Below are 13,383 nucleotides of genomic sequence, written 5' to 3'. Positions count from 1 at the left end.
GTTTTTGCCCCATTAGGATGAAGTTTTATGCAACCGCAGCGCCGAAGAGACTATTTTAAGGCTTGTAAAAGCGCCGCTCAAACAGCTCTTGTTTGCCTCGCGCTCCCCTTGATGGCAGCGTGTAGTACGACAGCCGGAACGACGCAGACCATTCCTTCCGAGAATTATAATGGCCGCGTCAGCGTCCTTGTGATTCATCACACATCGGCAAACTTTGAAGACTCGGTCAACATCCTGACCAAGCCCTCATCTAACTCTGTCAGCTCCCATTACTTGGTCCCTGACCCGAGTGACACATCCTACAAGAAGGATACGCTGGAAGTTTATGAATTGGTTCCCGAGTCAGAGCGGGCTTGGCATGCCGGGCGCAGCTATTGGAACGGGAAGAGCGCTCTCAATGATGACTCCATTGGCATTGAAGTCGTCAACCAAACTTATTGCGTCAAAGCAGACGCACCAAGCGCCGAGAGCAGCTCAGCCCTGAACGTCCGGTCCGCCAAACGGTTTTGTTTTTACCCCGACTTTCCGGAGTCACAAATTGAGATATTGGTTCCCCTCATTGACGGGATTTTGAAGCGCCATCCACGCATTACGCCGACACAGATTGTTGGCCATTCGGACATCGCCCCGGATCGTAAAATCGATCCCGGTCCGCGCTTCCCATGGCACCGTCTTTATAAGCTCGGCTATGGTGCTTGGTTCGATGATGATGTGGCGATTAAATATTGGAATCGATTCTTGGCCGATCCCGTTCCTATTACAAACGTTCAAATGGCGCTGAGTGCGTATGGATACAAAATCGAAAAAACAGGCGTTTTAGACACGCAAACCCGCAATGTGATCCAAGCGTTTCAGCTTCACTTCCGACCCTCGGAAATCACGGGCGAGCCGTCGACGGAAACTGTAGCGATCCTCTATGCGTTGATCGAGAAATATCGCGCGAATGAACTGGACGACCTGCTTTCCTATGAGCAAGCGCCATAAACATGATCTGGGGCCGCAATTTACGTCGCGTTCTGGACACCGCTGAGAGCCACACAAGCCCATGATCACAACCGGCTTTAGCTACATTGCTATCTTGTTTCTGATCAGCGGCACGATTGCGGCTTTGGAGGGCCGTGAAAAATACCGGGTTTTCAAAATCATTCCGGGTATTGTGATCCTGTATTTTGCGATCATGCTGCTCTCTACCTTTGGTCTCTGGACGAAGACGGATAGCATCAATTCGACCTACAGCGCGGTGAAGGGCAATCTGCTCCCCTCAATGATTTTCCTGCTCTTGCTAAAGGGTGACATTCGCCAAATCGCCGCGCTTGGCCCTAAGATGATCCTGGCTTTTGTGACGGCCAGCGTCAGCATCGGCATTGGCTTCGTTGTGACTTTTTTGATTATGAAATCCTGGCTCCCAGACACGGCCTGGATGACCTTTGCCGCGCTAAGCGGTAGTTGGATGGGCGGCACAGGCAATATGGTTGCCGTGCAAGGGGCGCTCAGCATTCCCGACTCCAGTATGGGTTACACCCTATTGATGGACTCCATCGATTACGCCATCTGGGTGATGTTGCTGCTCGCCTTTGTGCCGCTCGCGCCGAAATTTAATGCGTGGACGAAGAGCAACACCGCGCTGATCGATGAAGTCAGCGCCAAGATCGAAGCCAATGCGAAAAACCCAGACGCCAAAATCGATACGGCCTCACTGACTTTCCTTATCGGTGCTGGCCTCGCTGCCGCCGCCTTGGCGCAATATCTGGCTGGATTCCTGCCTGTCTCAGACTTCTTCTCCGCAACGACGTGGACGGTTTTGATTGTGACAGTCATGGGCGTCATCGGCGCGATGACGCGCCTCGGCGGCGTGGCGGGATCGAGCGAGCTCGGCAACGTTCTGCTTTACGGCATCGTTGCGTTAATCGCATCGCGGGCCAATTTTGCCGAACTCACCCAAGCCCCTTTGTTCATCGCTGCCGGCTTTATCATTCTTGGTATTCACGGCCTGATCATGGTGATTGCGGCCAAACTCTTCCGCTTAGATTTGTTCTCATGCGGCGTCGCCTCGCTCGCCAATATTGGCGGTGTCGCCTCTGCGCCTATTTTGGCGGCCGCTTACTCTCGCGCGCTCATTCCGATTGGGGTTCTCATGGCCATGCTCGGTTATATTATCGGCACGGGCGGCGGTCTTTTGGTTGGTAAAATTCTGTCCTCCTTACTGTGAGCCCCTCAATGAAAACCTCACTCGGCCTCATTTATACTGTCGCAGCTCTGAGCTGCATTAGCTGCACCACCACCCCTTCAGCACCCGCAGAGAACGGGTTTAGTTTTGAGGATAGTTTTGTGTCGGACGTTATCGACGTGAAAGAAAAACATCTGTCACCCGCCTATTGGATCAAGCCGGACGCCGACCAAATTATCCTGACGGCGGCTCAGATTGAGACCTTCAACGCGCAGAACATTGCAGCCGATGATACGCTCAATGACGTTCGGGCGATGTCCGACACGCTCAACCGGGAAGACCTCCTCAGCCACATACGATCGATCAGCAAAATACCGGGCTACCCCCGCATCTACACAGACGGCACAACAGTCACAGAGTCCGATTTCGCTCGCTATGAGGCGTCGCTCAATTTGGACGGGATTACGGCCGACAACCCTGTGCGCTTTGCCTTAGCCGTCAAGCGCACATCCATTCGCACATACCCGACCGATGATCTTCTGTTTAGCCACGACGCAACAGACAGAGATATTGAGCGGTTTCAGGAATCCACGCTTTTCCCTGGCGATGCTGTCGCCGTTTTGCATGAGAGTGCGGACGGGAAATGGGCCCTAATTCAATCTTATAATTACACCGCTTGGGCACCCTTATCGGATCTCGCCATCGGCCCGCGTGAGAGTGTCTTTGACTATGTCGACGCTGACAACTTCCTGTTGATCACCGGGGACAAAGTGTCGACGGTTTTTAATCCCGAAGTCCCGGCGGTCTCAGAACTGTCTTTAGATATGGGGGTTCGCGTGCCGCTCTCTCGCCCGGACGCACTCAGCACCAATCTCTACGGCCAGAACCCATATCTGAACCACATGGTCCTATTGCCGGTTCGGGACGCCGCCGGAGCGCTCGATTTTAAACATGCGCTGATCCAGCGGAAGGCCGACGTCCACGTCGGATATTTGCCCTACACGCAGAGCAACATCATCAAGCAAGCCTTTAAGTTCCTCGGCGAACGTTATGGTTGGGGACACCGCTATCATGGTCGGGACTGCACGGGGTTTGTGTCTGAAGTCTACCGCACCTTTGGCATCGTCATGCCGAGAAATTCTGGCGACCAACGCGACGGAGATATCGGCATCAATGACCGCTATAAAAAGAATGAAGACCAAGCGGCCAAAATCGAACGGCTAAAACAAGCGTCGCCCGGTGATCTCGTCTATATTCCGGGGCATGTCTTAATGGTGCTGGGCCAGTCAGATGGACAGCCGTTTGCGATCCATGACGTCCACGGCATGCGCTATAAACTGCCTGATGGCACACTCTATTCCGGTACGCTGAACGGTGTCTCCATCACGCCGATCTTGCCGTTAGAATTCAATTCGACCGAATCTTACGTCGACCGTATTCTGTCGATCAAGACGGTCCGATAATGGCAATCCGTCATTCTGTGGCGGCAGGGTTTGCGACCTTACTCTGTGCCTGCTCGCAACAGAGTGCTGCACCTGAAGGACTGCCAATTTACGACCTCTATATTCACGGCGGAACAATTGTGGATGGTAGCGGCGAAGCGAGTTTTGTAGCGGACGTTTTGGTCGCGGGAGACACGATCGCTTACATCGGCGACACGGATCCGGACAGCATAGACGCCCGCCAAACTATCGACGCGTCTGGTAAAATCGTAACGCCCGGCTTCATTGATGCCCATGCGCACGGCAACCCATTGGCGGACAATAATGACGCACTGAAAAGCTTTCTTCGACAAGGCGTGACGACAGTCATTTTAGGGCAGGACGGCGTTAGTCCCGGAAACGGTCAAACAATCCAAGATTGGTTGGACGCGGTTGAGGCCAAAGGCTCTGGCCCCAATGTCGCAGCCCTCATCGGCCACGGGACCTTACGCGCGCAATCCGGTGGCGGGGAAAAAGACACGCTGACACCTGGCGAACAGGAGGCGATGGAAACGCTTTTATTGCAAGGTCTGCAACAGGGCGCATACGGCCTCAGCACCGGACTTGAATATTTGCCAGGACGATATGCAGACACAGCTGAGCTGAACGGTCTGGCGAAAATCGTCGGCGCTCAGGACGGTCTGATCTCGAGTCATATTCGCAATGAAGACGATGATAAGATCGAGCAATCCGTCGCTGAAGTCATTCAGCAAGGCCAATATGCGCGAGTCAACATCACGCATATCAAAGTGGTTTACGGCAAAACGCGCGCGCAGGGCGATGCGGTACTGGCACAAATCCAAGCCGCCCGCGATGATGGCATGACGGTGACCGCCGATGTTTATCCCTACCTGGCCAGCTATGGCAGCCTGATTTACCTCTACCCTGAATGGGCCAAGCGAAAAACTGAGTTTGATGACGCCGTCGTAAACCGCCGCAATGAACTGGAAGCGTTCTTGCAAGCCAAGATCGAACGCCGGAACGGCCCGGATGCCATCTTGATTTCAAAAGGCGAATATGCCGGAAAAACATTGGGAGAGATCGCCGCGATCAACGATGTAACCCCTGAACAGCAGATTATTAATTTTGGCCATAGCGGACCGTCGACGGCCCACTTCATCATGACCAAAGACACTCAAGACGCCTTTGTCACCGATCCCAACGTCTCCATTTCATCGGACGGCAGCCCGACCATGCGCCATCCGCGCTCCTTCGGATCTTTCCCCAAAATCATCGAAGACTATGTGGTTCGGGATGAGAGCTTATCGATTGAGCAAGCCATCCATAAAATGTCGGGCCTGACGGCGCAGACCTTTTCAATACAAACGCGCGGGCTCTTAAAGCCTGGCCTCGCCGCCGATATTCTCGTTTTTGATCCCACCAATATCAAAGCGAATACGGGATGGTCCGACATCATGGCGCAGCCCACAGGCTTTGACGCTGTCATCGTCAATGGCCAGCCGACCGATATTATGGCTGTGTCCGGCGCGCCTGTCTTTGGGAAAACTTTGCGGAAAACCGACGGCGACTAATTGTCGACGCGGATAAAGGCCAGATCCTGAAAATTGAAACTCCAATCGCCGTCTGGCTCGACATGGGCCACAGTCGCCCCTGATATTTCGCCGTCAAAACCCATGTCGAACCGCATATAGGCGTCCGCTCTGAACTCTGGGTCATCCCATTCGATGACGAAAGTGTTGAGATCAAACGGGGTCAGCGTCCCGACCATTTTGACCATCTTGTGCGACTGAAAACGAAGCATGTCGCCAACCTTCGCAATATCGACTTTGCCGAACCATGGGTCTTCATAAAGGCCCGCATAGTCTGCAATCGGCAGCGTCACTGTGCCTGAGCCTTGGTAATTATCATTACTCGCTTCGGGCGCATCATCCTGTCGCGCGGCCCATTCTGCCTGCGCATCCGCATAATACTGCACCCAATCCATGTCGGGCTGACCCATATGCGACTTCAGAACCGTCTGCATGATGGATGATCGAGCCCCAGAATTGGAGCCATTATTGAGGATCACGACCCCTAGGTCCAATTCAGGAACAAGACCGACAAAAGCCTGATAGCCGGACAACGTCCCGGTATGCGACACGACCTCATAGCCGTGCATGTCTTCCTTGCGCCACCCCAGCGCGTAGGTCTTGAAATGCGTGCCATCCATTTCCCGCTCGGATTGCCCGACGCGCAGGATGGTTTGGGACTTCCACATTTCATCGCGTTGTTTTTCACTGAAAACCTGCACGCCGTTCGGCCCCAAACCGCCGGAAAGCTGGGTCAGCATCCACTTGGTCATGCCGTCAGCATTGCAAACTAATCCCCCTGCCGCCGCAGATACATTGGATGCGTTCTCAATCCGGTTACGCGTAATTTCCGCGATCTCTTCGTCAATCAGCCCATAAGGAACGGCTGTTTGGTTTTGCTTAGATGCTGGAACCTCGCCTGCGTGACACTCCATATTCAGAGGGTCGAGAATGCGAGTTTGGACAAGGTTTTCCCAAGACGTTTCTGCCGCCGCAGCCGCGACTTCGCCGGCCACAATATAGAGCAAATTATCGTAAGCGTAGCGGCTGCGAAAACTGCTGACGGGTTTCAAATATCGTAAATTATGAATCAGTTCTTCGCGTGAAAATCCTGACGGTTCGGGCCATAGCATCAGATCCCCGGCCCCAAGCCCCAAGCCGCTGCGATGGGTTAGCAGATCACGGATGGTGAACTCCCGCGTCACCCAAGGGTCGGACATACGAAAATCTGGCAGATAATCGATGACCTTATCATCCCAATGCAGCACGCCGTCATCGACCAACACGGCGAGCGCCGCCGAGGTGAAAGCCTTCGTCGTCGAGGCAATCCGGAATAGCGTATCTTTCGTGACGGGTGCTTCCGTATCGATGTTACTATGTCCAAACCCGCCCGCAAATGTGACGTCGCCCTTATGTACGATGCCGATCGCCATGCCCGGCGTATCGAACTGATCTAAGGCTTTCGTCGCGAGCGCTTGAATGTCTGCTGATGTCAGTTGGGTTTCCGAGCCAGTCTCAATAGCGGCTGGAGCGACATCAGACTGGGTTTGCGCAGTCGCAGTCGCTAACATCCCGACAGACAGAACCGCCGACATCACGCCGCCAGTCATCAAATTGCGTATGGTCATCATGCCAGCGCCCTTTCGGCTAATGTGTTTTTATTGCCCGACACACAGACGAGGAAAGCGACCGCCGTCCCGATGCAAAGCTTCCATGTAAAGGCAAGCCCTTTCCAGGCTTCCGGCAAGCCAAGGCTGTCCACGATATAGGGCTGTTGCAACAGGGTAATCAGGAATCCCGCCGCCAGCGCCAAAATAACGGAGAGCGTGGAGCCGCGCCGAGTAAACAGCACGGTAAAGTAAACACCCAACAGACCCGAATAAGAAAACACCATCACAGAGAGCGCGAAATCCAAAAGCGGCATGTCTGAATATTGCTGCCAATAGAAACATAACACCGCCATCAAAAACAAAGCGATCCCGACCACACCCATAAAGACCTGCCCGGCCCGGACAAACTGCTTGTCCGTCGTTGCCCCTTTGGATTCTTTCCACGGTCGGTAGAAATCCTCGACAATCACGGAGGACATTGAGTTGAGGCCCGAATTGATCGTCGAGATCGCGGCGGCGACAACCCCTACAGTCACTAGACCGCGCATACCCGCCGGCAGTTCGTTCAAAATGTAATGCATGAAGATAGTGATCTTCTCACCGCTAAATTCCCGGTTTTCTGCCGACAGCACATCCGCGCCCATTAAGTCTGGGCGTTCATAAAAAACGTGCAGAAGTTGGCCGATGGAAATGAAGACCCAGATGACCGGAATGGCGACGACCGCCGAAATCAACAAGGCGCGCCCACCATCCTTTGCTGACTTACAGGTCAGGACCCGCTGGGTCATATCTTGATCCATCCCGAAGCTAGCAATGCCAAGCAAGGTCAGTCCTGTGACCACTGAAATCATGGCAAAGGGTCGAGAAAAATCGAAACTAAAGTCAAACAGGACCAGCTTATTTTGACCGTCCGGCGCATTTTTCAAACCTTCTAATATTTGCCCCATATCGGCCGGGATCGCGCTCCGCAAAATATAGAGCACGGCCACAGCGGCGGCTGTGTAGATCAGGAATTGGATCAGGTCGCTCCAAATGACCGAGTTGATCCCACCGAGGAAGGTGATGAGAAAACCCAACGCCATCATCAAAAATGCCGAGATGATGATGTTGTTCGCATCAATGTTGGAAAACAGGATCATCGACACGGCGATCGCCGCCAAGAACAAGCGCGACCCGCTCGCAAATATCCGACCGATTAGATACATGCCGCCCGCCGCGCGCATGGCTTGCGGGCTAAACCGGATCGCGAGCAGTTCATAAACGGTCGTGACTTTGTTTTCGTAGAATTTCGGGATCAAGATCCGGGCAACAAATAGCGCCGCAATGATCGTTCCGATATTCGTCGACAAATAGGTGAAGTCCCCGCGATACCCTTGGTCCGGACCGCCGAGAAATGTGGCGGCCGATTGAGACGTCGCCAAAACGGACACGGCCACGACCCAGAACGGCATCGTGTTCCCACCTAAGAAATAGTCGCGGGAGTTTGCGGATTTGCGGCGAGACAGGACCCACCCCATCGCACCTAAAAGGACGACATAGGCTGCGATGACAACCCAATCAAACAACATGAAACTCTCAGCCATAGACGGCCTCCCCTTGCGATTCGTTACGGTAATTCCAGAGGCTTGTGAATGGCTGTTTTACGACTGCGGATCGTTCCAAATCGGTCGAGTTCTCACGCGGCCACCTTTAGGCTTTACACGCTCGCCAGTCTGACCATGTTACAGACAATTCGGTCCGCAACCCTCTTATAGGCAAGCCCCACTATGGCTTTATTGACTTTCGAAACGGCGATGCGGCTCTTGACGCAGAAAAAGCATCAAGCCGTCTATGATCTTGCGATTGAGGCGTTGAGAAAAAATGAAAAAGACCCGCTGGCTTTTTTCTTCATAGGGATCATCGCCTCTGATCACGGACAGTTTGAAAAAGCGCTAGAGTTCCACGCCAAAGCGTCTGAGCACGCCCCAAAAAATGCACGCTATCAGGCCTTTCACGCTAAAGCGCTGATGGCACTCGGGCGAACATCCGAGGCAAAGCTGCGCGCTGACACAGCGGCAGCCTTCAAAACTGACGATGGCTTTGTCGCGGATATGATCGGGTCCGTTTACAGCCGCACTGGACATCACGCGCTGGCCTTGCCTCTGTTTAGGCGCGCCGTGCGTCTCAATCCCAAATGGTCGGTCTTCCACTTCAATCACGCAGCGTGCGCCCAGTTTACAGGCGATGTTAAAACGGCGAAGTCGGCCTATAAGAAAGCCGTCTCGCTAGAGCCTAATTTCTATCGGGCTTGGTTTTCACTGGCCTCACTCGAAACGCAAACCTCTGATAATAATTATCTGACTAAGCTGGAGTCTCTATTCGCAAAGGTCGGACAAGATCCGGACGGTCGGTTATTTCTCGGTCATGCGATCGCCAAGACACTCGAAGATTTAGGGCGCTTCCCTGAGAGCCTTGACTGGCTTGAAAAAGCGAAAGCGGCTCGCAAAAAACGAATTAATTATAATCGGCACAATATGACAGAAATGTTCGCCGCAGCCACTCACGCCGCCCAATCGCGACAGCGATCACAAGCACATGACGTGACGCCCATTTTCATTGTTGGCCTGCCGCGGACCGGAACCACGCTGGTGGACCGAATAGTGTCGTCTCATGCCAAGGTCGCTTCGGCGGGCGAACTGGATCTCTTCACTCAACTTGTTGAACGTGAAACCCAGATCAGCCGCTTAAACGCTGAGCCGTTCTTCTCATCAGCACAATCGACCGACCTTCAAGAGCTGGGTGATATTTATGCCCAGCAGATCGCGGGGCTAGCAGAAGACGCGACCTATCTTATCGACAAGACGCCGATGAATTTTCTCTATACGGGACTGATCCATCAAGCTTTGCCGAATGCCCGCATTATCGCTCTTCGCCGGAACGCGATGGATGCCTGTCTGTCAAATTATCGCCAATTATTTGCGCTTGAAGACCGCCGCTTTGATTACGCCTTCGACCTGGAGGACACCGCCGCCTATTACCGCGCATTTGATGGCTTGATGTCACATTGGCGGCAGACCCTTCCGGACGACCGGTTCATGGAAGTCGGCTATGAAGACATCATCCACGATCAGGAGGTGCAAACCCGACGCTTATTAGATTTTTGTGAGCTTGATTGGGATCCTGCCTGCTTGAACTTCCACGAAAATGCCGCCGCCGTTGACACGGCGAGTTCCGTGCAAGTTAGACAACCCCTCTATTCTGGCTCCATCGGACGTTGGCAGAAATATGACGGCAAGCTGGACGGTTTGAAGGCGGCGCTGGGCGCGCTCGCCGATCAATAATCTACGACAAGTTCAGCGCCGCCATCGCCATATCCAGTAATTCGCGACTTTCCGCCGCGATGGATGGAGGGCCCGCGTGATAGGGTTTGGGCGGCTCCGGCGTAGCGGTGACCACATGAACAATCTGCGCATTCATCTGTGGCAAGTGCCACATCCCGCCATACAGGCCATAAGCGGATCCGTGATGTCCGATCATTAACTGCCCCGGAATGGGGGACAACTCCGGCGGGTAGACATAGAGTCCCGGTCCGAAACTCACAAAGTGACTGTCTTCCGCCGCGCCGTTTTGCCCGTCAAAAATCCAGTCTGCTTCGTGCAAATCCGGATTATCTCCAAGCGCCTTAGCCAAAATAAGAAGGTCGTCGAGACTGGCCCGCAACCCGCCTTGTGGTGACAGCAATGTCCCATTCTTGCCGGGCTCATAGGTCTTAATATCAAAATCCGCATTATCCCCGTAAAAAACAGGGTTTGTCCCTTCGAGCATATCCGGGCCGTCAGTCTGGATTTTCATGTCGCCGTCCACTTGGCGATAAAGCGTCGCGCCGCTTCGGCGTTTGGCGTCGCTAACACCCGCCCAATTAAACCCAGCATCAAGCCCGAGTGGACCTAACACATAATTTTGGGTCAGCTGGTCAAGGCGTTCTCCAGACAAGGATTCCATGACGGTGGCAGCGATCCCATAATTGACATTGGCATATTCAAACCAGTCGCCCGGTCGTCCGCCCTTGAACATATCCGTCGATAAAAGCGCCCGGATATCGCCGTCCGGCATCGTCCAGTAAACGGCTGGGTCAGAAATACCTGAGCGGTGAGATAGAATATGTCGCAGCGTCACCGGGACATTTGGATAGTCGGGATGGCGCAAGCTCATGCCCATTGGCCCACTAATATCGACATCCATGTCAAGCTGGCCCGCCTTGGCCATGGCGCGCGCTGTCATCACCACGACGACCTTCGACATAGAGGCAGCCCGGAATGGCGTGCTCGACAAGAAAGGACGCTTGGCGCGATTTTCGGTCGCATCGAGACCGCTGGCAAAACCGCTCACATGGTCCAAAACTCTCTGCCCATCCTGAACAACGATAACCCCCAAACCACCCAGAGGCGCGGGTTTGTCCAGAACGATCTTTGAGTCGGCAGTCGAGGCGCAAGCCGACACTGCCACAGCCCCCATCGCAGCGGCTAAGAGGGATATGTTTTCACGTCGGGTCAGGGTCATAGGTTTAACTAAGCCCTGCCAGCAAAATTCGCAAATAATCGCTTAAAGCCAAAGTGCCTTCGCGTGACAAACCTTTCCAGTAGAGACCCTAAAGGATGATGGAAGCGAAGGCCGCGCCGAAGCCTGCCTCATCACTCTGATATCACGCCTGAGATTAAGTTTGCGCCTTCTTCGATTTGCGCGCTCGAACGTTCGAGAATGTCGCCCAAGGGTTCGGCTCGCCCCCCTAGACATACCGACAAAAATTGCTCGGTCAGGGCGTAGAAGCTTTCGAAGTTGGCGGGACGGCCGAAACCATGTCCCTCGTCCGGATAGACGATATAGGTCACTGGGGTCCCGATCCGCTTCAAGGTGGCGACAAAATTATCCGACTGGTTTTTGAGAACCCGCGGATCCGTCGCGCCTTGGAAGACAATGATAGGAATATTGACGGACGCCGCATGCGTAATGGGCGAACGCGACAACATGTGTGCTCGGTCAGCCTCAACCCTCGGGTCGCCGATATAGGCATACCATGTGTCCTCCAGGTACGCGCCCCAATAGGATGGAAAACTCTCAACCAAATCGATCAGATTGGTCGGTCCGACGAGGTCCACGGCACAGGCAAACCGATCGGGGGTCATCGAGGCTCCGACAAGGGCGGCGTAACCTCCATAAGACGCCCCCATTATCGCGACTGTGTCCGGGTCGGTGACGCCTTCAGATATGGCCCAATCGACAGCATCCAACAGGTCATCGTGCATCTTTCCGCCAAATTCGCCGACTGCGGCACGGCGGAAGCTTTTCCCCAGCCCTGTCGAGCCCCGGAAGTTGACTGTCAGCACACCATATCCGCGATTGGCCAGGTGCTGTACTGTACTGTTATAGCCGTAGCTATCCCGCTCCCACGGGCCGCCATGAACGAGTAAAACGAGCGGAACAGTTTCGTCCGGCACCCCATCGCGATTACTGTCAGAACCGACGGGAAGCGTCAGGTACGACACAAGCTCTAGCCCATCTCTGGACTCTATAACCCTAGGGTGCATGATCGCCAGATCATAGTCGGCAAGTGCTGGACGGGTCTTGAACAATTCGGTCAGTGTTAGCGCATCACGATCGAAGAGAAAGTATGTGCCGGGCTGATCAGATCGGTCGGAATATACAACCGCCTGCTGCCTGTCTTCGGTCCAATTCATGAGTTCAGCCGTCGACCCAAGTCGCTCCGACAACCATGCCAATTCATCCACCAAATCGTCGCCAGTAGATCGCCATTCCGGTTTTAAATAATCCGTCTTAACGATTAAGACCTCACCTGTATCTGGCGCGCGCTCTACGTCGATAATATCGACGCGAGGATTTTCTGCTATGACAGTGAGTACTTTCGTATCAAGATCGATGGCCGTGACAGCCGTGGTCTCGCGGTTCCGACTGTCCAGCATGAAGAAGGTCTGGCCGTCATTCGAAAATCCGATGCCATAGGTCGACAGGGAATCCTCGGCAGGGGCCGTCGTAATGATATCGCCGTTCATCGTCACGATCTCCGTACCGCCTTCATCAGCCGCACGCTGTCCCGCACGCGGGACTAAATCCTCATCCATAATCCAAGATTGGTACCCCGGGTTTTCAATGATCTCGACCGTTTCTCCCGTGACGGTATTGATCCTCACAAGGTCGAAATATTGGGGATCTCGGTCGTTGACACCGATGAGCAATTCATCAGGACGCCGGGACGTTACACCCTGAGGAATGGCGCGCGCATTACTTGCAACATCGTAGAGCGATCGTGTTTCGCCTGAATCAACACTGGCAGCATAGGGGCTGAATGCTTCATTGCCGTTTTCATCAGAAAAGAAATAGATGTCACGTTCGTTTGGTGCCCAGAAATAGCTCGTTATGTCCCGAACCGTTGATGTTGTTATGACTCTCGAGGACAAGAGGTCGTCAACAGGCGCAATATGTATGTTCATAATCGTGTCGACGGGCGCAAGCCAGCTGACATACTTGCCAGTCGGACTCACCCTCACCATTGATACTGCCGGGTTCCCCACCAGTATCTCCCTCGGTATCAAGTCGGGAAA

At 53.9% G+C, this 13,383-nt stretch carries 9 protein-coding genes; 5 read left to right on the top strand and 4 right to left on the bottom strand.

What is annotated here, in order from left to right; translation table 11 throughout:
* Positions 1-111: 111 nt before the first annotated feature.
* From QQL54_RS10795 to QQL54_RS10780, 4 genes are all read left to right on the top strand, one after another.
* On the top strand, positions 112-984 hold the full coding sequence (locus QQL54_RS10795; RefSeq protein WP_284390523.1) for an N-acetylmuramoyl-L-alanine amidase: 873 nt from the start codon (positions 112-114) through the stop codon (positions 982-984).
* Between the two features lie 61 nt (positions 985-1,045).
* On the top strand, positions 1,046-2,209 hold the full coding sequence (locus tag QQL54_RS10790) for a DUF819 family protein (RefSeq protein ID WP_284390520.1): 1,164 nt from the start codon (positions 1,046-1,048) through the stop codon (positions 2,207-2,209).
* Between the two features lie 8 nt (positions 2,210-2,217).
* Entirely contained in the window at positions 2,218-3,630 is a 1,413-nt protein-coding gene (locus QQL54_RS10785; RefSeq protein WP_284390518.1) for an SH3 domain-containing protein, read from the top strand.
* Positions 3,630-5,180 carry an N-acyl-D-amino-acid deacylase family protein gene (locus QQL54_RS10780; RefSeq protein ID WP_284390516.1) on the top strand — a complete coding sequence of 517 codons (1,551 nt, stop codon included), beginning with the start codon at positions 3,630-3,632 and terminating at the stop codon, positions 5,178-5,180. Before QQL54_RS10785 ends, QQL54_RS10780 begins: the two co-directional genes overlap by 1 nt.
* Here QQL54_RS10780 and QQL54_RS10775 read toward each other — a convergent pair.
* Both QQL54_RS10775 and QQL54_RS10770 read right to left on the bottom strand, forming a co-directional pair.
* Positions 5,177-6,808, bottom strand: coding sequence for a serine hydrolase (locus QQL54_RS10775; RefSeq protein ID WP_284390514.1), 1,632 nt, complete (start codon positions 6,806-6,808; stop codon positions 5,177-5,179). The two genes, QQL54_RS10780 and QQL54_RS10775, sit on opposite strands and share 4 nt — an antisense overlap.
* Positions 6,805-8,370 carry a sodium:solute symporter gene (locus QQL54_RS10770; RefSeq protein ID WP_284390513.1) on the bottom strand — a complete coding sequence of 522 codons (1,566 nt, stop codon included), beginning with the start codon at positions 8,368-8,370 and terminating at the stop codon, positions 6,805-6,807. Before QQL54_RS10770 ends, QQL54_RS10775 begins: the two co-directional genes overlap by 4 nt.
* 183 nt (positions 8,371-8,553) lie before the next feature.
* Between QQL54_RS10770 and QQL54_RS10765 the strand changes: the two genes are divergently transcribed.
* A complete protein-coding gene (locus tag QQL54_RS10765) occupies positions 8,554-10,107 on the top strand; it encodes a tetratricopeptide repeat-containing sulfotransferase family protein (RefSeq protein WP_284390511.1) in 1,554 nt (517 codons plus the stop codon).
* 1 nt (position 10,108) lies between these two features.
* Here the strand turns inward: QQL54_RS10765 and QQL54_RS10760 are convergent, their stop codons facing one another.
* Both QQL54_RS10760 and QQL54_RS10755 read right to left on the bottom strand, forming a co-directional pair.
* Complete coding sequence (locus tag QQL54_RS10760; protein ID WP_284390509.1) at positions 10,109-11,326, bottom strand: serine hydrolase domain-containing protein; 1,218 nt, start codon at positions 11,324-11,326, stop codon at positions 10,109-10,111.
* A gap of 131 nt (positions 11,327-11,457) precedes the next feature.
* A complete protein-coding gene (locus QQL54_RS10755; RefSeq protein ID WP_284390507.1) occupies positions 11,458-13,353 on the bottom strand; it encodes a S9 family peptidase in 1,896 nt (631 codons plus the stop codon).
* Positions 13,354-13,383: the final 30 nt, after the last annotated feature.

Source organism: Algimonas ampicilliniresistens (assembly GCF_030159955.1).
GTDB classification, from domain to species: Bacteria; Pseudomonadota; Alphaproteobacteria; order Caulobacterales; family Maricaulaceae; genus Litorimonas; species Litorimonas ampicilliniresistens.
Note: the sequence above shows the minus strand (reverse complement) of the source record. Positions and strands in the feature narration are given on the sequence as shown.

What these genes read in the sequence shown, in the direction of transcription:
- QQL54_RS10795 (WP_284390523.1), top strand. Translation starts at nt 112, where the DNA reads ATGGCAGCGTGTAGTACGACAGCCGGAACGACGCAGACCATTCCTTCC.
- QQL54_RS10780 (WP_284390516.1), top strand. Translation starts at nt 3,630, where the DNA reads ATGGCAATCCGTCATTCTGTGGCGGCAGGGTTTGCGACCTTACTCTGT.
- QQL54_RS10760 (WP_284390509.1), bottom strand. Translation starts at nt 11,326, where the DNA reads ATGACCCTGACCCGACGTGAAAACATATCCCTCTTAGCCGCTGCGATG.
- QQL54_RS10770 (WP_284390513.1), bottom strand. Translation starts at nt 8,370, where the DNA reads ATGGCTGAGAGTTTCATGTTGTTTGATTGGGTTGTCATCGCAGCCTAT.
- QQL54_RS10790 (WP_284390520.1), top strand. Translation starts at nt 1,046, where the DNA reads ATGATCACAACCGGCTTTAGCTACATTGCTATCTTGTTTCTGATCAGC.
- QQL54_RS10775 (WP_284390514.1), bottom strand. Translation starts at nt 6,808, where the DNA reads ATGATGACCATACGCAATTTGATGACTGGCGGCGTGATGTCGGCGGTT.
- QQL54_RS10765 (WP_284390511.1), top strand. Translation starts at nt 8,554, where the DNA reads ATGGCTTTATTGACTTTCGAAACGGCGATGCGGCTCTTGACGCAGAAA.
- QQL54_RS10785 (WP_284390518.1), top strand. Translation starts at nt 2,218, where the DNA reads ATGAAAACCTCACTCGGCCTCATTTATACTGTCGCAGCTCTGAGCTGC.